The 19,006-nt window shown below is 70.3% G+C and carries 21 protein-coding genes; 9 read left to right on the top strand and 12 right to left on the bottom strand.

Annotated features, from left to right (window positions below; genetic code table 11):
• Nucleotides 1-5 precede the first annotated feature (5 nt).
• Both IPL89_05685 and IPL89_05680 read right to left on the bottom strand, forming a co-directional pair.
• Nucleotides 6-1,703 (bottom strand): acyl-CoA dehydrogenase, encoded by a 1,698-nt coding sequence (locus tag IPL89_05685; GenBank protein ID MBK9062673.1) that lies wholly within the window; start codon nucleotides 1,701-1,703, stop codon nucleotides 6-8.
• Nucleotides 1,691-3,442, bottom strand: a complete 1,752-nt coding sequence (locus IPL89_05680; protein ID MBK9062672.1) for a SulP family inorganic anion transporter — start codon at nucleotides 3,440-3,442, stop codon at nucleotides 1,691-1,693. The genes IPL89_05685 and IPL89_05680 overlap by 13 nt, the downstream gene beginning before the upstream one ends.
• A 49-nt stretch (nucleotides 3,443-3,491) precedes the next feature.
• Between IPL89_05680 and IPL89_05675 the strand changes: the two genes are divergently transcribed.
• The 6 genes from IPL89_05675 (at nucleotide 3,492) to IPL89_05650 (ending at nucleotide 5,956) form a co-directional block, all read left to right on the top strand.
• A complete protein-coding gene (locus IPL89_05675; GenBank protein ID MBK9062671.1) occupies nucleotides 3,492-3,851 on the top strand; it encodes a DUF1304 domain-containing protein in 360 nt (119 codons plus the stop codon).
• Nucleotides 3,852-3,906: 55 nt separating this feature from the next.
• Nucleotides 3,907-4,050 carry a hypothetical protein gene (locus IPL89_05670; GenBank protein ID MBK9062670.1) on the top strand — a complete coding sequence of 48 codons (144 nt, stop codon included), beginning with the start codon at nucleotides 3,907-3,909 and terminating at the stop codon, nucleotides 4,048-4,050.
• A gap of 95 nt (nucleotides 4,051-4,145) precedes the next feature.
• Nucleotides 4,146-4,517 carry a hypothetical protein gene (locus tag IPL89_05665; GenBank protein MBK9062669.1) on the top strand — a complete coding sequence of 124 codons (372 nt, stop codon included), beginning with the start codon at nucleotides 4,146-4,148 and terminating at the stop codon, nucleotides 4,515-4,517.
• 1 nt (nucleotide 4,518) lies between these two features.
• Nucleotides 4,519-4,842, top strand: a complete 324-nt coding sequence (locus tag IPL89_05660; protein ID MBK9062668.1) for an MGMT family protein — start codon at nucleotides 4,519-4,521, stop codon at nucleotides 4,840-4,842.
• The gene (locus IPL89_05655) at nucleotides 4,839-5,567 is read left to right on the top strand and encodes a DUF2071 domain-containing protein (GenBank protein MBK9062667.1); all 729 of its coding nucleotides are present in this window, start codon (nucleotides 4,839-4,841) and stop codon (nucleotides 5,565-5,567) included. Before IPL89_05660 ends, IPL89_05655 begins: the two co-directional genes overlap by 4 nt.
• Complete coding sequence (locus tag IPL89_05650; GenBank protein ID MBK9062666.1) at nucleotides 5,564-5,956, top strand: DUF393 domain-containing protein; 393 nt, start codon at nucleotides 5,564-5,566, stop codon at nucleotides 5,954-5,956. Before IPL89_05655 ends, IPL89_05650 begins: the two co-directional genes overlap by 4 nt.
• A gap of 7 nt (nucleotides 5,957-5,963) precedes the next feature.
• Here the strand turns inward: IPL89_05650 and IPL89_05645 are convergent, their stop codons facing one another.
• A complete protein-coding gene (locus IPL89_05645; protein ID MBK9062665.1) occupies nucleotides 5,964-6,473 on the bottom strand; it encodes a hypothetical protein in 510 nt (169 codons plus the stop codon).
• Nucleotides 6,474-6,532: 59 nt separating this feature from the next.
• Between IPL89_05645 and IPL89_05640 the strand changes: the two genes are divergently transcribed.
• Together IPL89_05640 and IPL89_05635 are read left to right on the top strand one after the other, a co-directional pair.
• Nucleotides 6,533-6,964 carry an NfeD family protein gene (locus IPL89_05640; GenBank protein MBK9062664.1) on the top strand — a complete coding sequence of 144 codons (432 nt, stop codon included), beginning with the start codon at nucleotides 6,533-6,535 and terminating at the stop codon, nucleotides 6,962-6,964.
• A 10-nt stretch (nucleotides 6,965-6,974) separates the two neighbouring features.
• Entirely contained in the window at nucleotides 6,975-7,931 is a 957-nt protein-coding gene (locus IPL89_05635; protein ID MBK9062663.1) for an SPFH/Band 7/PHB domain protein, read from the top strand.
• 12 nt (nucleotides 7,932-7,943) lie between these two features.
• Here the strand turns inward: IPL89_05635 and IPL89_05630 are convergent, their stop codons facing one another.
• From IPL89_05630 to IPL89_05610, 5 genes are read right to left on the bottom strand one after another with little or no spacing between them, the layout of a single operon-like run.
• Nucleotides 7,944-8,216: a UBP-type zinc finger domain-containing protein gene (locus IPL89_05630; protein MBK9062662.1), complete on the bottom strand. Its 273-nt coding sequence runs from the start codon at nucleotides 8,214-8,216 to the stop codon at nucleotides 7,944-7,946.
• Nucleotides 8,213-9,169 (bottom strand): L-histidine N(alpha)-methyltransferase, encoded by a 957-nt coding sequence (egtD, locus tag IPL89_05625; GenBank protein ID MBK9062661.1) that lies wholly within the window; start codon nucleotides 9,167-9,169, stop codon nucleotides 8,213-8,215. The genes IPL89_05630 and egtD overlap by 4 nt, the downstream gene beginning before the upstream one ends.
• On the bottom strand, nucleotides 9,154-10,479 hold the full coding sequence (gene egtB, locus IPL89_05620; GenBank protein ID MBK9062660.1) for an ergothioneine biosynthesis protein EgtB: 1,326 nt from the start codon (nucleotides 10,477-10,479) through the stop codon (nucleotides 9,154-9,156). The genes egtD and egtB overlap by 16 nt, the downstream gene beginning before the upstream one ends.
• Nucleotides 10,480-10,494: 15 nt before the next feature.
• The gene (locus IPL89_05615) at nucleotides 10,495-10,866 is read right to left on the bottom strand and encodes a hypothetical protein (GenBank protein ID MBK9062659.1); all 372 of its coding nucleotides are present in this window, start codon (nucleotides 10,864-10,866) and stop codon (nucleotides 10,495-10,497) included.
• Between the two features lie 11 nt (nucleotides 10,867-10,877).
• Entirely contained in the window at nucleotides 10,878-12,662 is a 1,785-nt protein-coding gene (locus IPL89_05610; GenBank protein ID MBK9062658.1) for a CocE/NonD family hydrolase, read from the bottom strand.
• A gap of 329 nt (nucleotides 12,663-12,991) precedes the next feature.
• Here IPL89_05610 and IPL89_05605 point away from each other — a divergent pair, with 329 nt between their 5' ends.
• Nucleotides 12,992-14,815, top strand: a complete 1,824-nt coding sequence (locus tag IPL89_05605; GenBank protein ID MBK9062657.1) for a long-chain fatty acid--CoA ligase — start codon at nucleotides 12,992-12,994, stop codon at nucleotides 14,813-14,815.
• 7 nt (nucleotides 14,816-14,822) lie between these two features.
• On the opposite strand, the gene IPL89_05600 is transcribed toward IPL89_05605, so the two are convergent.
• From IPL89_05600 to IPL89_05585, 4 genes are read right to left on the bottom strand one after another with little or no spacing between them, the layout of a single operon-like run.
• On the bottom strand, nucleotides 14,823-15,863 hold the full coding sequence (locus IPL89_05600) for a fatty acid desaturase (protein MBK9062656.1): 1,041 nt from the start codon (nucleotides 15,861-15,863) through the stop codon (nucleotides 14,823-14,825).
• Between the two features lie 25 nt (nucleotides 15,864-15,888).
• On the bottom strand, nucleotides 15,889-16,440 hold the full coding sequence (locus IPL89_05595; GenBank protein MBK9062655.1) for a 3-isopropylmalate dehydratase: 552 nt from the start codon (nucleotides 16,438-16,440) through the stop codon (nucleotides 15,889-15,891).
• Nucleotide 16,441: 1 nt separating this feature from the next.
• Complete coding sequence (locus IPL89_05590; GenBank protein MBK9062654.1) at nucleotides 16,442-17,731, bottom strand: 3-isopropylmalate dehydratase large subunit; 1,290 nt, start codon at nucleotides 17,729-17,731, stop codon at nucleotides 16,442-16,444.
• A gap of 1 nt (nucleotide 17,732) precedes the next feature.
• Nucleotides 17,733-18,863, bottom strand: coding sequence for an isocitrate/isopropylmalate dehydrogenase family protein (locus tag IPL89_05585; GenBank protein MBK9062653.1), 1,131 nt, complete (start codon nucleotides 18,861-18,863; stop codon nucleotides 17,733-17,735).
• Between the last annotated feature and the right edge of the window lie 143 nt (nucleotides 18,864-19,006).

Raw genomic sequence — 19,006 nt, 5'->3', positions numbered from 1 at the left:
GGGCGTCAGGGATTCATCTCGTACGCGTCCGCGAGCGGCAGGACCTCGCGCGCCCAGATCGCGGCGGCGCGGGCGGGATCGGCCGCGGGCTTTCGCACCATCGTCAGGCAGTCGGCCGCCTGTTCCGGCGTCGTCCCGGCGCGGCCGTGCAGCTCGACCGCGAAGCGCGAGAAGTCGCGCACCATGAAGTCGAAGATCTGGTCCACGACGTCGGACGCCACGCCGAGGAGCTTCGCGTTCTCGAGGACGAGCTGCCCGTAGACGACGAGCGTGAAGAGCTCTCCGAGCGTCAGGAGGAAGTCGAGGTCCTTCTGCTGGGCTTCCGTCACGCTCCGCTTCGCGAGGAAGCCGCGCAGCGCCGCGATCTGCTCCTCGAAGAGGTTCACGTTCGGGAGGTCCCACGCCGCGAACGCCGGACGGAAGTCGTGGAAGCGGATCTTCGAGAGCCCGTGCGCGGGGCCCTGGTCGAACAGGAACCCGTCGTCGGCCGCGTCCGTCCGGCGCGGGACGTCGGGGTACGGCGCGGGCGCGAAGAAATAGTTCGGCATGAACTTGAGGATCAGCGCGATGTTCACGTGGACCGTGCCCTCGAGCTTCGGGAGCGCGCGAATGTCGCGCGCCGCCATCTCGAACGCCATGTCCTTCTCGAAGCCCTTCGCCGCGATGACGTCCCAGAGGAGGTCGACGACCGCCTCGCCCTGCGTCGTGACCTTCATCTTCACGACCGGGTTGTAGAGGAGGTAGCGGCGGTCCTCCTTCGACGCCGTCCGGAAGTAGTCCGACGCCCGGAGCGCGAAGAGCCGCATCGCGACGAGGCGCGCCCACGCGTCCGTGAACATGCGCTTGACGTGCGGGAAGTCCGTGACGTTCATCTTGTAGAGCCGCCGCCGGGCCGCATGCCGGACCGCCTCGTAGAGCGCGTGCGTGGAGATCCCGATCGATGCCCACCCGAGGTTGTACTTCCCGACGTTCACCGTGTTGAGCGCCGCGTCCCACGCGGACGGTCCGCGCGAAAGGAGGGCGTCCTCCGCGACGGGCATGTCGTGCAACGCGAGCTCGGCGACGTACGACTGGCTGTTGCACACGTTTCGCACGAGCTCGTACGCCGGGTGCTTCGGATCGGCCGCGAAGAAGACGAATTCCTCCGTGCCCGCGACCTTGCCGAACACCGAGAGAAGCGCGGCCTCGTTGCCGTTGCCGATGTAGTACTTCCGGCCGTTCGCGAGGTATCCGCCTCCCGGCGCCGGCGCGAGCGCCGTCTCGGTGGAGTAGACGTCCGCCCCGTGCTCCTTCTCCGAGAGGCCGAAGCCGAAGATCCCGCCGCCCGCGAGGAGCGCCGCGGCTTTCTTCCTCATCGCCTCGTTCGTGCTCATCCAGTAAGGGCCGAGGCCGAGGATCGTGACCTGCCACGTGTACCAGTACGCGAGGCCGTAGAAGCCGAGGACCTCGTTGAGGGCGCAGTTGCGGAACGTGTCCCACCGCGCCGCGCCGCTTCCGAGCGCCGCGGGCGTCAGGAACGTCGCGAAGAGCCCGCGGTCCTTCTGGAAGTCCAGGAAGTCGCGGTACCAGACGCGGGCGGCGTCGTCGTCCTTGAGCTTCTTCTTGCCCTTCTTCTCGAAGAACGCGACGGTTTCCTCGACGAGCGTCCGCGAGGGTGCGTCGAGGCCGAAGGCGGAGAGATCGCGGGGGTTCAGGAGGAGCATGTCGTCACCTCGTTTTCGAATCGGGCGTGGTACGCGTCGACGGCTTGCTCGAGCGTCGGGAAGAAATTCTCCGTCCCGAGCTGGCTGAAGAGGCCGTACGTCTTCAGGCGGTCTTTGACCGGGCCCTTCATCTCCGCGAAGATCAGTTTGATCCCGGCCCCGTGCAGGGTTTCGTCCAGCGCGGCGAGGGCGTCGGCGGCCGTGATGTCCACGTCCGTGACCGGCTCCGCGGCAACGACGACCCATCGTGTCGGCGTCGGCGCACCGGCGACGGCGCCGAGCACGTGGTCGCGAAACGTCGCGGCGTTCGCGAAGAACAGCGGGGCGTCCCAGCGGAACAGGACGAGGCCGGGCACGCGCCGGGCTTCGGGGTGGCGCGAGACGTCGTGGTACCCCTTCAATCCGTCGACGAGGCCAAGGACGGCGTCGTAAGGCCGCCACGCCCGCCACACGAAGGCGAGGAGCGCGATGCCCACGGCGAGGAAGATCCCCCGCGTGACGCCGAGCAGCGCGACGCCGAGGAAGCACACGCCCGAGATTGCGAACTCCCCGCGCCGCAGACGGTAGAGGCGGAGAACGCCCGACACCTCCACGAGGCCGAGGCATGCGGCGATCACGACGGCGCCGAGGACCGCGTGCGGGAGGTTTCGCAGCAGGCCCGGCGCGCCCACGAGCAGGAGCGCCACGACGAGAGCGCCCACGAGTCCGGTCACCTGCGTCTGCGCGCCCGCGGACTCGGCGACCGGCGTCCGGGACGCGCTGCTCGCGACCGGGAACCCCTGGAACAGCCCCGTCGCGACGTTCGCGGCGCCCAGCGCGAGGAGCTCCTGGTCCGTGTCGGTGACGCCGCCGCTGCGCGCCGCGAACGCCCGGGACAGGACGCTCATGTCGGCGAGCGAGACGAGCGCGATCGCGACCGCCGCGGGGGCGAGCGCCTGAACGTCGGGCACGGAGACGTCCGGAACCCGGAATGCGGGCAGCCCCCGCGGCAACGCCCCCACCACGGAGAGCCCGGCCTTCGCGGCGAGGTCGAGGCCGGCGGCCGCCAGCGTTCCGGCGGCCACAGCAACCGCCGCGCCCGGGACCCTCGGCGCCCAGCGCCGGAGCCCGAGGATCAACGCGAGACTTCCCAGTCCGATCGCGCAGGCGGCCGCGTTCGTGTGGCCCGCGGCGACGCCGCGCGCGAGGCCCGCGATCTCGCCGACGAGACCCGGGCCCTCCGCCGGAAAGCCGAGCACCTTCGGGAACTGCCCAACGATGACGGTGAGGGCGATGCCGTTGAGGTAGCCGTACCGGATCGGCGTCGACAGAAGGTCCGTGAGGAAGCCGAGCTTCAGGAAGCCGGCGAGAACGCACAGGACGCCCGTGAGGACCGCCAGCATCCCCGCGAGCGCCACCGCCCGGTCCGTGCTCCCGGCCGCGAGGGGCAGGACCGCCGCCGCCACGAGGGCCGCGAGGGCGGAGTCGGGTCCGAGCACCATGATCCGGCTCGGCCCGAAGACGGCGTACGCCACGAGCGGGACGATCGTCGCGTAGAGGCCGTAGATCGCGGGGAGGCCCGCGGCCTCGGCGTAGCCCATCCCGACCGGAACGAGCACGGCCGTGAGGACGAGCCCGGCGAGGAGATCCTTCCCGAGCCACGCCGGCTGGTAGGCGCGAACCGCCGCGAGACCGGGGGCCCAGCGCCGCGGGCCCGCGGGCGCGGGCGGCGCAAACGGATTCCCGCGCAAGACTGGCACGCCTGGAATGTACGCCCGTCTCCCGGCGGAGGCGCGCTATCGTCTCCGGATGAGCACCCTCGCGAACGTCCTCGTCGGCCTCGTCGCGCTCCTCCACGCCGGCTTCCTCGTCCTCGAGATGTTCCTGTGGAAGACGCCGACCGGCCGCCGCGTGTTCGGTCTTCCGCCCGACGTCATGGCGGCTTCGGCCCCGCTCGCCGCCAATCAGGGCCTCTACAACGGTTTCCTCGCGGCCGGGCTCGTGTGGGGCCTGCTTCTCGGCCCGGCGGGCTTTCCCGTGAAAATCTTCTTCCTCGTCTGCGTCGTCGTCGCGGGCGTGTTCGGAGCGGCCACGGCGAAGAAGACGATCCTCTACGTTCAGGCGCTGCCTGGAGCCCTCGCGCTCGCCGCCGTCTGGCTGGCGCGTTGAGAGCGCGCCGGGTGTAGGCTGGCCGAGGGTGCGTCCCGCGCCCGAGGAGTCCCACATGGTTCTCTGTCCCATTGCCCTCGCCGTCGGTTGCAAGAAGTGCCCGATCTTCTCGTTCTGCCCCGTCAAGACCGTGATCGGAGACCAGAAGGAAGCGGCGAAGCCCGCTCCGAAGGCCCCGGGCGGAAAGAAGCGCGGCTGACCGCAGCCCGCGGATTCCTGAGACGGCCCGCGTCCGCCGCCGCCCTCGCGGCGCTTCTCCTCCTCGCGTCCTGCGGGCGCGGCTCCGGCGATCCCGTGACGGACTGTCTGAAGGGCGCGGTCGCTGCCGCGGAGAAGCGCGACGCGGACGCCGTGATGTCCCGCGTCGCCGAGAATTTCCGCGACGCCGAAGGCGGCACGAAGCCCGACGCCGCCGCGCTCGTCCGGCGGTATCTCGCGGCGTACGAGTCTCTCTCCCTCACGCTCTCGGACCTCGCGATCGAGCGCGGCGCCGCGGCCGCGCAGGCGAAGTTCAAGGTGCGGATGTCGGGCAGGCCGCGCGCCGTGGGCGGGCTCGACGGGCTGCTCCCGCGGTCCTCGCGCTGGAGCTTCGACGTCCGCCTCGAGTCCGGCAAGGGCGGATGGCGGATCGTGTCGGCCGCATGGAGCCGGCTCGAGGACGACTAGCGTGGCGGCGCGCGCGGACTCCCTCTACCGGAGGATCTGGGCCGTCGCGGCGAAAATCCCGCGCGGACGCGTCGCGACGTACGGGCAGGTCGCGCGGCTCGCGGGCCTTCCAAACCACGCGCGGCTCGCCGGCTACGCGCTGCATGCGCTTCCGGCGCGGAGCCCCGTCCCGTGGCACCGCGTCGTGAACGCGAAGGGCGAGGTGAGCCCGCGCCGCGACGGCTCCGAGCACCACGTCCTGCAGCGCGTCCTGCTCGAGAAGGAAAGGGTGCGCTTCGACCGGAACGGCCGCCTCGACCTCGCGGCCCTGCGCTGGAAGCCGTGACCTCTCCCGTCTTCCTCACGGCGCGCTGGAGTCACCTCGCGATGCTGAACTGGGAGGTGGACCGCGCGCTCCTCGAGCCCCTCCTGCCCGCGGGCGTCGAGCTGGACGACTGGAACGGGGCGCACCACGTGAGCGCCGTCGGCTTCCTTTTCCTCGAGACGCGGGTCCTCGGCGTCCCCGTTCCGTTTCATGCCGACTTCGAAGAGGTCAATTTGCGGTTCTATGTCCGGCGCGAGACGGGCGGGAGCCTCCGCCGCGGCGTGGTCTTCGTCAAGGAACTCGTCCCACGCCGGCTGATCGCCTTCGTCGCCCGCCGTGTGTACCACGAGAACTACGACGCGGCCCCGATGTCGCACGAGATCGTCCTCCGAGCGGAGGGCTCCCCCGTGCGCGTCGCGTACGCGTGGCGATACGGCGGTGCGGACGGCCGGATCCGGCTGGAGAGCGCGCCGGATGTCGGCGCGCCCGGAAGCGGATCCCGCGAGGAGTTCTTCGTCGAGCACTACCATGGGTACGTCCGGCAACCCGGAGGAGGCACCTTGGAGTACGCCGTCGAACATCCGCCTTGGCGCGTCCGCCGCGCCGGGAGCGCGGCGCTCGAAGGGGACGTGCGCCCCCTCTACGGAGAGAGCTTCGCGTCAGCGCTTCGACGGGCGCCCGATTCCGCATTCCTCGCGGAGGGTTCCGAGGTCTCCGTGAGGCGCGGTGTGAGGATCGCGCCGTGACGCAACCCCTCGCCTGGGTCCTCTACGACGGCGCGTGCGGGTTCTGCAGCCGGTGGGTCCCGTTCTGGGAAGGCACGCTCGCGAAGCGCGGCATCGGGATCGCGACGCTTCAGGAGCCGTGGGTCGCAGAACGTCTCGAGGCAAAGGGCGTGGCCACGGAGAACCTCCTCGACGACCTGCGCGTCCTCGTCGCGGAATCGGGCGACGTGATTCCGGGAGCGGACGCCTACCGCTGGGCGCTGCGCCGCATCTGGTGGGCGACGCCGGCGTGGCTCCTGTCCGTCACGCCGGGCTTTCGGCGCCTGTTCGACCGCGGCTATCGGACCTTCGCCGAGAACCGCTACCGGGTGTCGAAGGCCTGCCGCCTCGACTCTCCGCCGCGCGGCTGATCGCGGGTCAGCGGGTCGCGGGCGCCTTCGCCTGCGTGAACTTCGACTTTGGGTCGATCGCCGCGGGCGTCTTCTGCAGCTCCACCCGGTCGGCGGTGCGGGCGCCGGAGCCCTCCTCGAGGGGGACGCGCACGGCGACCGCGTCGCCCTCCTTGATTCCCTCCGGGACGACCGCGGCCTTCGCGAGCAGCACGCGCCGTTCCTTGCCGGTGCGGCCGTCGAGAATGGTGATCGCGGCGCCTTTCTCGATCCGCACGACCGTGCCCCGGAACGTGACGAAGGCCGCGTCCACGACGGCCGGCCCCGACGGGCCCTGCGAGGGCGCGATCGTCACGAGTCCGCCGCCGGAGTCCGCAGGCTGGTCCGCCCGCTCCCTGGCAGGCCGGGGAGTCGGCGTGTTCTTCTGGAAGACGATTCCGTCCTTCGTTTCCACGAGCTTCCCGCCGGGATTCAGGGACTGCGCGGCGGCCACCCCGGCCGCCGCGAGGAGGACGAGCGCGGCACGGCTCCCCTTCATGGCCCGTCGATTCTAGTCGCCTCTGATACGCTGAGGCGCAAGCTCGTGAGGTCGACGACATGACCCTTCTCGCGGTGTGGCTGGCCGTCGCGCTCCTCGCCGGGATCGTCGAGATGATCGTCCCGGCGCTCGTGTGTCTCTTCGTCGCGGTCGCGGCCGTTCTGACGGCCGGCCTCGCGTGGCTGGGCTTCTCCGCCACGGTCCAGATCATCTTCTTCGCGGCGGCGTCCGTGCTCCTGCTCCTCGTCGTCCGCCCGATCCTCGCGACGAAGCGCCTCGGCGGGGCGGGCGTGCCCTCGCGCACCGAAGCGCTCACGGGAAAGCTCGCGCACGTCACCGAGGCGATCGACCCCGTGCGCGGCACGGGCCGCGTCAACGTGGCCGGCGAGGACTGGGCCGCGCGCAGCGCCGCGCCCGTGCCCGCGGGCGCCGAGGTCCGCGTCGACGGCGCCGACGGAATCGTCCTCATCGTCTCGGCCAACCGGAAATAACGGAGGTCGCATGCCGACACCCGCCTCGTTTCTCCTCGGCCTCGTCGTCTTCTTCGCGCTCATCGTCCTGCTCAAGTCGGTCCAGGTCGTGCCGCAGAAGCAGGTGAAGCTCATCGAGCGCCTCGGCAAGTTTCACAAGAAGGCCGAGGCGGGGCTGAACGTCATCCTCCCGTTCTTCGACTCCGTGCGCGCGACGATCGACCTCCGCGAGCAGATCACGCAGATCGAGCCGCAGTCCGTCATCACGCGCGACAACGTGACGATGGAGGTCGACGCGGTCATCTATTACGTGGTCGCCGACCCCATCCGCGCGACGTACGAAGTCCAGAACCTCAAGTGGGGCATCGACCAGCTCACGCTCTCCGGCCTGCGCAACGTGATCGGCGCGCTCGACCTCGACCATACGCTGACCTCGCGCGACACGATCAACACGCAGCTGCGGGCCGCGCTCGACGCCGCGACCCAGCAGTGGGGCGTCAAGGTCATGCGCGTCGAGCTGAAGAACATCGACCCGCCCCAGGAGATCAAGCTCACGATGGAGAAGCAGATGACCGCCGAGCGCGCACGCCGCGCGACGGTCACGCAGGCCGAGGGCGAGAAGTCGTCCGCGATCCTCAGAGCCGAAGGGCAGAAGCAGTCGCAGATCGTGAGCGCCGAGGGCCAGAAGGAGTCCGCGATCCTCGCGGCCGAGGGGCAGGCGCAGGCCCGCCTGCGCGTCGCGACGGCCGAGGCGCAGGCGATCGAGGTCGTCGCGAAGGCGATCGGCGCGACCGGCAACCCCGCGCAGTACCTGATCGCACAACGCTACCTGGAGTCCCTCACGCAGATCGCCGCGGGATCGCAGAAGATCGTCTTCATGCCGTTCGAGGCCGCGGGCGTCATGGGTTCGATCGGGAGCATGAAGGAGCTCTTCGACGCCACGTCGGCCGGCGGCCGCCCGGCCGCGCCACCTCCGCCGCCGCGCTGAGCCGGGCCGGAATCAGTACTCGGCGGTGTCGTCGTCCGGATAGCAGTAGAGCCAGCTCTCGCCGGGCTCGGCGGAGGAGATCACCGGGTGGCCGGAGCTCTTTGCGTGCTTGCTCGCATGGCGATTCGGCGACGAGTCGCAGCAGCGCGTGCCGCCGCACGTCTGGCAGGTCCTCAGGTGAACCCACGTTGAGCCGATCTTCACGCATTCCTCGCACTCGAGTTTCTGCGCGGGGAAGATCTTTTCGAGCTTCGCGATGTGGGCGCAGGCGCCGGGCAGCTTCATGTTTCCTCCTCCGCGCGGCACAGGGTCAGGGCGAACTTCGCGGACCGGTCGATCCAGCGGCGCTCGCGGCGGAAGCCGGCTCCCGCGACGAGCCGGTCGACGTCGGCCGGCCGGTACTTGTGCGAGCTCTCCGTGTGGATCGCCTCGCCGGCCTCGAAAACGGCCGCGAAGGAGGCTCGCGGGATCGTCACGCGCTGCCGTACGAGGCTCACGAGGTGCATCTCGACGCGGCGCGCCCGCGCGTTCCAGACCGCGTGATGGCACCACGCCGGGACGTCGAAGTCGGCGCCAAGCTCGCGGTTCAGGCGGACGAGAACGTTCCGGTTGAACGCCGCGGTCACGCCGAGCGGGTCGTCGTAGGCCGCGAGGAGATCCCGCGCGGGCTTCACGAGGTCGGTCCCGAGGAGGAGCGCGTCGCCGGGGCGCAGGCGGCGACGCACGACGGCAAGCAGCCGCGCCGCGTCCGGGGGATCGAAGTTCCCGATGTTCGAGCCGAGGAAGAGGACGAGGCACGCACCCGCCCCGCGCCGCGCCGCCGTCGCATCCGCGAGGCCGCGCTCGTACGCCGCACGGTGACCCGTCGCCGTCACGCCCGGGATCTTCGCGAGGCGCGCGAGCGACGCGGACACAGCCGCGGCCGAGAGGTCGACGACGTGGACGTCCGGCTGCTTCCGCCCGGAGCGGAGGGCCTGAACGACGACGGCGAGCTTCTCGCCGCTGCCCGAGCCCAGCTCGACGGCTCGGACGGGTCCGCGCAGGGCGCGCGCGACGGCCGGCGCCGCTCGCCGGAGAAGCCGCGTCTCGGCCGCCGTGATCCGATACCACGGCAGCCGGCAGATGGCGTCGAAGAGGCGGGATCCGAGCTCGTCGTAGAAGTACTTCGGCGGCAGGGAGCGCGGCGTCTTCGCGAACCCGGCCTTCACGTCGGCGGCAAGGCTCACGGGTGCACGCACCGGAACTTCGCGTAGACGTGGGGATAGCGCGCCTGGAACCAGTTGCGGAACGTCCGCCGGACGAGCGGCGCGGGCGTCGCCGGGGACGCACCCTTGAGGACGTAGTGGCGGCCGTCGAAGAAGTCCGCGGAGTAGCGCGGATACGTCGCCATCGGCGCGAAGCCCTCGAACGGCGCGAACGGCGTCGACGTCCACTCCCAGCCGTTCCCGACGAGCTCGTGCACGCCCCACGCGCTCGCCCCCCCGGGCCGGGACCCGGCGGTCACCGGATCGTCGCGGTCGCCGCCGAAGTTTCCGTGCTCCGGCGCGGGCGCCGCGTCGCCCCACGGGAACGCGCGATCCGGCCCGTCCGGCGTTCCGAATGCGGCGCGATGGTACTCGGCCTCGGTCGGAAGGCGCCGCTTCCTCCAGCACGCGAAGGCCGACGCTTCGGCGTGGCTCACCCAGACGGGCCAGGCGGGCGGCAGCGGGACGAGACCGAACTGCCCGACCCAGAACCAGACGCCGCCCTGCCGTCGCCAGAAGGGCGGATGCGAGACACCCTGCTCGAGGAGCCACTCGGCATCCCCCTCCCGCCAGAAGGAGGAATCCGAATAGCCGCCGGCCTCGACGAACTCGAGGAACTCCCCGTTCGTCACGGGCAGAGGGTCGATCGTGAAGGCCGGAACCATCCGGCTCGTTCGCGGAAATTCGTTGTCCCACCCGAAGGGGATCTCGTCCCTCCCGGCGCCGAGCGTCGCGACGCCCGCGGGGACGCGCACCGCTTCCGCGTGGTCTGCGTGGCTCGCCGCCTCGTGAGCTGGCGCGCCCGCGGGAGCGCGCTTCTCCGCGTACGGCAGCCGATGGAGCATGTACCGCAGCGTCTCCTGGTGCATGAGCTCGTGCTCGAGCACGGTGAAGACGGCGTCGCGGTGCTCCTCGCCGCTCCCGGACGCGAGTGCTTCCGCGACGGCCGCGTCCGCGCGCCCGACGTACGCGAGCACCGCCTCGCGCGCGGGCCACCCGACCGCCGGCGCGGCGCCGCCCTCTGCCGGCGGGTCGATGCCGCGCTCGAAGAGCGTTTCGAGTACGGCGTCGAGCGGCGGACGACCGAGCGCTTCCCGGAGAAGCTTGATCACGGCGAAGGCGGCGAGATGCCCCTCGTAGAAGACGAACGGGTGGCGGAGCGCGATCGGGCGCGCCCGATACGCGCCCGGAGTCAGCGTCTCGTCGAAGAACCGCCGCGTCCCGGCCCGTGCCGCGCGCCACCGGGAAAGGGCGGAGAGGTCCGCCGCGGGCCGGGGCGCGGAGCCATGTTCCCGCCCGCTCATCGAGGCGAATTCTAGCTACTTCGCCTTCGTGGCCGCGCGCGTCGGAACGCGCGTCGGGCCGGGCGTCGGAAGCACGAGCCGGCCGGCCCGAATCTCGACGTTCCCCGCGGCCCCCCCGCCGGTCCGGTAATGCCCGTCCTTCGGGACCTTGCCGGTCTCCGGCCGCCTGCCCTGCGCGCCGTCGCCGAACACGACCTCGCCGCTCTGGGCGTTCACGACGAAGGTGCGGCCGTCCGCGAGATTGATCTTCTTGTCGGAGGCGGAAAAGACCCTCACGTTCGGGTACGGCACCGGGACCGGTCCGCCGGGCGGGGGAGCCTTCTCGGCCGCATGCGCGGCTCCGGCGAGCGCGAACAGGGCGGCGGCGATCGCCGGCGTGCGTTTCATCGCTCCTCTTCTCAGGGCGCCGTCACGAGCGGAAGCTCGACGAAGCTCGCCTGTCCCGGCGCGTGGTAGATGCGCTGCGTCGCCTTTACGAAGTCGGCCGGCTTCGCCCAGAAGATGCTCGGGACGAACGTCTGCGGGTTGCGGTCGTAGAGCGGGAACCACGTGGACTGCACCTGGACCATGATGCGGTGCCCCTTCTTGAACACGTGGTTCGCGTTCGGGAGCGCGAACCTGTACGCGAGCGGCTTGCCGCTCTCGAGCGCCTTCGGCGTCTCGAAGCTCTCGCGGTAGCGCCCGCGGAAGACGTCCATCGCGACCGGCAGCTGGTAGCCGCCCATCGCCGGCTGCAGCGGCACCTCGGGCGGGTAGACGTCGATGAGCTTCACGACCCAGTCTGAGTCAGACCCGCTCGTCGAGGCGACGAGGTTCGCGACGGGCTCGCCGGCGATCTTGACGGGCGCCGTCAGGACCTCCGTCTCGAAGACGAGGACGTCGGGCCGGGTCGCGACCTCGCGCTGGTCCGTCACGAGCCACGTGCGCCAGGCCGTGTTGTTCTCGTAGCTGGAAACCGGATACGGACGCCCGCGGAACGGCACCGGCTTGGCCGGGTCGGAGACGTACTCGGAGAACGCGGGCGCGCCGGCCTTCGGCGCCTCGAACGACGCCCTCTGCCCCGCCGCGACGTAGAGCGGCGTCGCCTTCGGCGCGCAGCCGCTCTCGCAGCCCGCGGGCCAGGCGTTCAGGCGGCGCCACGCGTTCGTGCCCGTCTCGAACGCGGTCACCGGCGCGATCCCGGACTTCGGGGCGCCGTCCTTGAGGTGCTCGTCGAGGAACGGCCCGAGGACGTTTCGCCGGAACCAGAGCGCCGTGTCGGAATCCCACTTCACGGCGCCGAGCGCGCTCCCCTCGCGAATCTCCTGCCCGTGGTGCCACGGCCCGAGGACGAGGAAAACCATGTCGTTCTTCGCGTCCTTCGGCTCGATCGCCTTGTAGACGGCGGGCGCCCCGTAGATGTCCTCCTGGTCGAAGAGGCTGTGGACGATCAGCACGGGAACCTTGAGCGGCTGCGCGGCGAGGATCCGGTCCAGGGCCTGGTCCTGCCAGAACGCGTCGTAGGTCGGATGCGCGAGGATTTTCCGCCACATCCCGACCTGCTCGAGGCCGCGGCGGCGCCCCAACTCGCCCGCCGTTCCCGCCTCGAGGTACGCCGCGTAGTCGTCGTAGTGCGAGGACCACCACTTCACCTCGCTCTTGCGCGACGCTTCCTGGTCGTAGTGGTACGACAGCCCGCCGATCTGCCGGAACGCGCCGTTGTGGAACCAGTCATCGCCGCGCCAGCCGTCCACCATCGGGTTCATCGGCACGGAGCACTTGAGCGCCGGGTGCGGGTTCACGAGCGCCATGAGCGGCGTGAAGCCGTCGTAGGAGATCCCGAGGATCCCGACCTTCCCGTTCGACTCGGGGACGTTCTTCACGAGCCAGTCGATCGTGTCCCACGTGTCCGTCGCGTGGTCGACGGGCGTCGGGTTCTGCGGCCCGTGGAGCGGCCGGTTCATGACGTAGTCGCCCTCGGAGCCGTGCTTGCCGCGCACGTCCTGCGCAACGCGGATGTACCCGCCCTCGACGACGGTCTCGACCGGGTTGTCGTAGCCGTCGAGCGCCATCCCGAGGTGCGAGCTTTCGTTGCGCTTCGTGAGCGCGTCCGCGTCGTACGGCGTGCGCGTGAGGAGCATGGGCGCGGACTTCGCCCCCTTCGGCACGAGGATCACCGTGTGAAGCTTCACGCCGTCGCGCATCGGGATCTCGGCCGTGCGCCGCACGTAGTCGAATCCGTCGTACGTCGGTGTGAACGTCGCCGGGATCTCGCTCGGGTAATCCGGGTACTTCGGCGGCGCGGGCGCCGGCGTCGGCGCCTGCGCGCGTGCCACGGTTGCGAAGAGAATCGCGGAGAGAAAGAAGAGAAAGGAGATTTTCTTAGAAAGAGTGGGCAAGGGCGGCCTCCGATTCTTCCCCTGAGACGGCGGATCATGGCACGGCCGCCGTCGAGCTGCGCCCTCCCCCTCTTCCCCTCTAAGAAGATCCTCCTCTTCGTCTCTCTCTCGCGGCTGTAGACTCGCTGTCCGCCATGAGACCGCCCCCGTACCGCTCGATCACCGACCTCTTCCTCGCGCGCGTCGCCGCGACGCCGGACGCGCCCGCGTTTCTGCATCCCGCGGAAGGGACGTGGAGGACCTTGTCGTGGCGCGAGACGGCGTCGCGCGTCCGCGACCTCGCCTGCGGGCTCCTGTCTCTCGGCCTCGCGCCCGGCGACCGCGTGGCCATCGTCTCGTCCACGCGGCTCGAGTGGATCCTCGCGGACCTCGCGATCGGCTGCGCCGGCGGCGTCACGGCGACGGTCTACCCCGTCTCGACCGAGGAGGACACGTCCTTCATCCTGACCGACTCGCGGGCCGCGATCGTCTTCGCCGAGGACGCCGCGCAGGCGCGGCGGATCGCGAGCCGCAGCGACGCGCTCCCCCGCCTCCGCCATCTCGTCCTGTTCGACGTGTCGGCCGGCCTTCCGGGCGACACGCTGTCCCTCCTCGACCTCGCGGCCCTCGGGCGCGCGTGGGACGCGGCGAACCCCGGCGGGTTCGAGGCCGCCGCCTCGGCCGCCGGGCCGGCCGATCTCGCGACGCTCATCTACACGTCCGGAACCACCGGTCGGCCCAAGGGCGTCGAGCTGCCGCACGACTGCTGGCTCTTCGAGATCGAGTCCATCGGCTCGCTCGGCCTCCTCGGGCCTGACGACCTCCAGTTCCTCTGGCTCCCTCTCTCGCACGTGTTCGGCAAGGTGTGCGTGACGCTCGGCATCGGCTTCGGCTTTCCCACGGCCGTCGACGGCCGCGTCGATCGCATCGGCGCGAATCTCGCGTCCGTGAAGCCCACGTTCGTCTGCGTCGTGCCGCGCATCTTCGAGAAGGTGCACGCGAGGATCCTCGAACAGGCCCGCGCGGGCGGGAAGGTGAAGGCCGCGATCTTCAACTGGGCCCTGTCGGTCGGAATCGAGGTCGCGCGGCGCCGGAGCGAGGGGCGGCGCGTCGGAGCGCTTCTCGGGGTGCAGCGCCGGATCGCGGACGCTCTCGTCTTCCGGAAAGTCCGGCAGCGCTTCGGCGGGCGCCTCCGCTTCTTCATCTGCGGCAGCGTCGCCCTCGCGCGCGAGCTCACCGAATTCTTCGCCGCGTTCGGCGTCACGATCCTCGAAGGCTACGGCCTCTCCGAATCGACGGCGATGACCGTCTCCAACCTGCCGGACCGGAACCGCTGGGGCACGGTCGGGCTCCCGATCCCCGGCATCGAGGTGTCGTTCGCGGGGGACGGCGAGATCCTGCTGCGCGGGCGCGGGATCATGCGCGGCTACTTCGGCCTCCCGGAAGAGACGGCCCGCACCCTGGACCCCGACGGCTGGCTCCATACGGGCGACATCGGCGCCCTCGACGCGGCCGGCCACCTCACGATCACCGACCGGAAGAAGGACATGATCAAGACCTCGGGCGGGAAGTTCGTCGCGCCGCAGCACGTCGAGGGAATGCTGAAGCTCGAGACGTCGCTCATCGGCCAGGTCCTCCTGCACGGCGAAGGGCGCCGTTTCTGCACCGCGCTCGTGAGCCTCTCCGAGGAGGACCTTCTTTCGTGGGCGCGGACCGAGGGCCCGGTCGACGCGACCTATGCGGAGCTCGTGCGCGACGAGCGCATCGTCACGCTCATCCACCGGCACGTCGAACACGTGAACGCGAACCTGGCGCGCCACGAGGCGATTCGCCGCTGGGCAATCCTGCCCGCGGAGCTGAAGGTCGAGACCGGCGAGCTGACCCCGAGCCTGAAGGTGCGCCGCCGGGTCGTCGAGCAAAAGTACCGCGACGTGCTCGAAAGCCTCTACGCCGAGACGCCGCCTCCGGACCCTGCCTAGGTCCGGTTCAGGCTTCTACCGGCACGGCCGGCACGCGGACCGTCGACTCCGCGAGGGCGACTGGAACGCCGCCGCGGTCGGCCCTCACGACGCGCGACCAGAGCGAGATGCCGGGGTCGAAGAGGAACCGGAAGAGGAGCTTCGTCCACGAGCGGTGCCAGAGGAGCGTGTCGTACGCCTCGGGCGCGGCGGCCCGCACGAGCGGCAGCCGATGCCACGGCACCCACGGGAAGTCGTGGTGTTCGTTGTGGTACCCGACGTTGAGCGCCGGGACGTTCAGGAAGCCGTAGTAGCTCGAGGTCTCCTGATTCGTGCCGTGGACGAGGTAATGCTCCTGGATCCAGCGGGCCCCCAGCGGGTGGAGACCCACGGAGAAGAAGAACGCCGCGCCGAGGAAGAGGAGCGCCTTCGGCCCGAGAAAGAAGAGGACGGCCGCGTCGTAGGCGACCTGGACGGCGATGTTCACGACGACCCAGCCGTCGAAGAGGGAGATCTCCTTCAGGCGCGGCGGGCGAGAGAGCTGGAAGAACGGGAAGAAGAGGAGCCAGAGCGCCTTCCGGAACGCGGAGTTCCCGACGAGGCGCGCCTCCCAGCGGTTCGGAAGGTCCGCGTCCAGCTCGTAGACGCCCTGAAAGGCGTGGTGCTTCAAGTGATACTTCTGGAACGACACGGCGCTCGGGAACAGGTGCGGCAGGTTCGCGGCCATCGCGAAGACCTTGTTCCACGGGCCGCTCTTCACGACGAGGTTGTGCGCGCAGTCGTGGATGAGGACCCAGAGCGCGTGGCTCGCGAACGCGCCCACGAGCCAGGCGACGAGGAGAATGAGCCAGACGGGCTGTCCCGAGAGGAGACCTGCGAGCGCCGTCTGGAAGGCGACGAGCGCGACGATGAGGACGCCGCTCCACGGGTTGCGCCCCGCGAGCTTCCGGATGTCGGCGTGGGCCTTGAGGATCTCCTTCGCGCGCGCCGCGTGCGGCTCGCGGCCGGCCGCGAAGACGAATGTCGAGGGCGCCGCAGCAGGCGCCGGGGAGGAATCCTGGCTGCTCATGGGAGCCCCCTTTACCGGGGCCAGCTTATCCCCCGAGTCGGACCTGCGCCATCAATCTCGCGCGCGTGAACGAAATCAGCCCGCCCGCGTCGATGATCGCCTGCCGCGCGAACGGGAGCGGCACGACGTCGTAGGCCGTGCGCTTCGTCCGGTTTTCGACCCCGCCGCGCTCGAAGGCGATCTCGTCGCCCTCGTCCGCCGTGAAGCCGGGCGCCACGACGACGTTCAGGCCGAGGTTGATCGCGTTCTGCAGGAAGATGCGGGCGAAGCTCCGCGCGACGACGACGACGTCGAGCCCCTTCAGGCACGACGCGGCCTGCTCGCGCGACGAGCCGCAGCCGAAGTTCTCCCCTCCGGCGATCACGGCGCCCTTCGGGATCGCCTTCGCCTTAACGGCCGCCTGGAAGGCGGCGTGGTCCGCGAACGCGAGGGCCGGGGTCTCCGAGGGGAGGACGGTCGCCATGAAGCGCCCCGGGTAGATCACGTCGGTCGAGACGTCGTCGCCCAGGCTCAGGATCACGCGGGCGGTGTCGGCCTTCTTGACGCGGGTGGTTTCGGCCTTCTTCGCGCGGGCCATCTCAGCGCTCCTTTCGCGGGTCGGTGATGACGCCCGTGAGGGCCGATGCCGCCGCGACGGCGGGCGACGAGAGGTAGACCTCCGCGCCCGGGTTTCCCATCCGTCCCTTGAAGTTCCGGTTCGTCGTCGAGATCGCCGTCTCGCCGTCGCCGAGCGCGCCTTCGTGGACGCCGAGGCACGGGCCGCAGCCCGCGTTCATGACGACGGCGCCCGCGGCCATGAAGTCGGAAAGATAGCCGAGCTTCAGCGCCTCGGCCCAGATCCTCCCGGATGCGGGAAAAACGAGCATGCGCGTCCCGGCCGCCACGTGTTTGCCCCGGACGATCGCCGCGGCCTCGGCGAGGTCGTCCAGGCGGCCGTTCGTGCACGACCCGATCACGACCTGCTGCACGGGCTTCCCGGCCACCGCGGACACGGGCTTGACGTTGTCGACCGTGTGCGGGCACGCGACGAGGGGTTCGAGCTTCGAGACGTCGACCTCGATGGTCTTCTCATACGTCGCGTCCGCATCGCTCGTGACGAGATCGAGCGGATCGGTGACGCCGGCCTCTTCGCGCAGGTACCGCACGGTCTCGGCGTCGCCCGGCACGATGCCGGCCGTCGCGCCCGCCTCGACCGACATGTTGCAGAGGACGAGCCGCCCCGACGTCGAAAGGTTCGCGATCGTCTCGCCCGTGAACTCGAGAACGCGGAAGTTCGCGCCCTGCGCCGTGAGGACCCCGATGAGGTGGAGGATGAGGTCCTTCGGGCCGACGTGCTTCTGGAAGGAGCCGGAGACGGCGACACGGATCGTCGCCGGGACCTCGATGTTCAGGGCGGCGCCGAGCGCCCACGCGCTCGCCATCTCCGTGGCCCCGATCCCGAAGGCGAACGCGCCGAGCGCGCCGTGGCTCGTCGTGTGGGAGTCCGTCCCGACGACGACCATCCCGGGCCGCACGTAGCCGCGCTCGGGGAGGATCTGGTGGCAGATGCCGCCGACGTCGCCGCGGACATCGTGGAACTTCGCGATCCCGTGCTCGGCGACGAACGCGCGGACCCTCTTCTGGTTCGTCGCGGTCTTGGCCGACTCGGCCGGGACGCGGTGGTCGAAGATGATCGCGATCCGCGAGGGGTCCCAGGGCTTCGCCGGAAGGCCCGTGCCCTCGTAGATCTCCTTGAACTGGTTGATGACGAGCGCGGCGTTCTCGTGCGACATCGCGAGGTCGACGCGCGGCTCGACGACGTCGCCCGCCTTGACGGCCGGTTTTCCGGAGGCTCGGGCGAGGATCTTCTCGACGGCGGTGAAACCCACGTCAGGCCTCCTTCGGCAGCGCGCGGGCGACGGCCTCGCCCATCTCGGAGCAGGTAGCCGTGCCACCCATGTCGTACGTCCGGACCTTGCCGTCCGCAAGGACCTTCGCGACCGCCGCCTCGACGGCGCGGCCCTTAGCGCCCTCTCCGAGCCAGTCCAGCATCATCTTGGCGGCGAGGATCGTCGCGATCGGGTTGACCTTGTTCATTCCCGTGTACTTCGGCGCCGAGCCGTGAGACGGCTCGAACACGCCGAGCTTCAGGCCGATGTTCCCCGAGCAGCCGAAGCCGAGGCCGCCGACCATCTGGGCGCAGAGGTCGGAGATGACGTCGCCGTAGAGGTTCGGCGCGACGAGGACGTCGTAGCTCTTCGGGTTCTTCAGGAGCCACATGCAGATAGCGTCCACGTTCGCCTCGTCCATCTCGATCTCGGGAAACGCCTTCGAGACCTTTCGCGCTTCCTCGAGGAAGACGCCGTCCGACGCGCGGACGACGTTCGCCTTGTGGACGACCGTCACCTTCCTGCGCTTGTTGGTCCGGGCAAACTCGAACGCGGCGCGCACGATGCGCTCGGACCCCCTGCGCGTATTGATCTTGCACGAGATCGCGTAGTCGTCCGGCCGGAGGTCCTTGAAGGGCGCAAAGGACGGCGACAGCTTCGCGAGCGTCTGCGACAGCTCCGGCGGCACCGGCGAGAACTCGACGCCCGCGTAAAGATCCTCGGTGTTCTCCCGGAAGATGACGAGGTCGAGGCCTTCCTTGTAGTTGAGCGGGTTGCCCGCGTAACCCTTGCAGGGCCGGAGGCACACGTAGAGGTCGAAGAGCTGCCGCATCCGGACGATCGGCGAGCGGTAGACGAGCCCCTGGGCCCTCAGGGCGGGCGCCAGCTCCTCGGCGGCGGCCTTCGACGGCTTGGACGTGATCGCGCCGAACATCGCGGCGTCGACGCTCCTGAGCAGCTCGATCGTGCGGGCGGGGAACGCATCCCCTTCCGAGCACCAGAAATCCCACCCGATGTCGCCGTGCGGGTACTCGGCGTCGAGGCCAACGGCATCCAGGACCTTGCGCGTCGCATCCATCACTTCCACGCCCACGCCGTCCCCGGGCAGCCACGCGATCCGGTAACGAGACATACACACCTCTCCATCTGAAAAGTACCCCCTGGAAGGCACGGCGCGGAGGAGGCAGGTGCATCAGTGCCCGGCATGAAGCTCCTGAATCAGGGTTTAACGCCGTCCCCGGACGCAGGATTACAGGCTGGAGGGCTCTGCATTGG

The organism is Acidobacteriota bacterium (assembly GCA_016716715.1).
Lineage (GTDB): Bacteria > Acidobacteriota > Thermoanaerobaculia > UBA5066 > UBA5066 > Fen-183.
Note: the sequence above shows the minus strand (reverse complement) of the source record. Positions and strands in the feature narration are given on the sequence as shown.